Here is a 663-nt window from a genome sequence, read left to right on the forward strand (position 1 = left end):
TGGCGCCTGTGGTTCCTCGACCAGGTCGAAGGCGCCGGCCCCACCTACAACATCCCCTACGCCATGCGGCTGTCCGGCCACCTCGATGTCGACGCCCTGCGCGCGGCCCTCGACGACGTGGTCGCCCGCCACGAGGTGCTGCGTACCGTCTTCCCGCAGCATGACGGACGGCCCCGCCAGCACATCCTCGCGGCCGACGCCGCCCACGTGCCCTTCGCCGTCGAGCACACCACGGAGGACGACCTGCCGGCCGCCCTCACCGCAGCCGGCCGGCAGGGCTTCGACCTCGCCGCCGACCTGCCCGTCCGCGCCCGCCTGCTGCGCACCGCGCCGACCGAGGCCGTCCTGTTGCTGACCGTGCATCACATAGCGGGCGACGGCTGGTCGATGACGCCCCTGGCCCGCGACCTGATGACGGCCTACCGGGCCCGGACGGCGGGCCGGGCACCGGAGTGGACGCCGCTGCCTGTGCAGTACGCCGACTACGCGTTGTGGCAGCACCGCCTCCTGGGCCAGGAAGACGACCCGCACAGCGAACTCGCCCGCCAGCTCGACCACTGGCGGCGCACCCTCGCGGACCTGCCCGACGAGATCACCCTCCCCGCCGACCGCCCCCGCCCGCCCGTCGCCGGCTACGACGGCGCCCTGATCCGCTTCCGCCTC

1 protein-coding gene is annotated in these 663 nt (G+C 74.5%); it reads left to right on the plus strand.

From position 1 onward, the window contains the following. Positions 1 to 663, plus strand: a 663-nt coding sequence (locus KWI83_RS37820; RefSeq protein ID WP_256363400.1) for a condensation domain-containing protein, incomplete at both ends; no start/stop codon positions are given.

Origin of the sequence: Streptomyces sp. TRM70350, assembly GCF_019219825.1 — a bacterium.
Classification (GTDB): domain Bacteria; phylum Actinomycetota; class Actinomycetes; order Streptomycetales; family Streptomycetaceae; genus Streptomyces.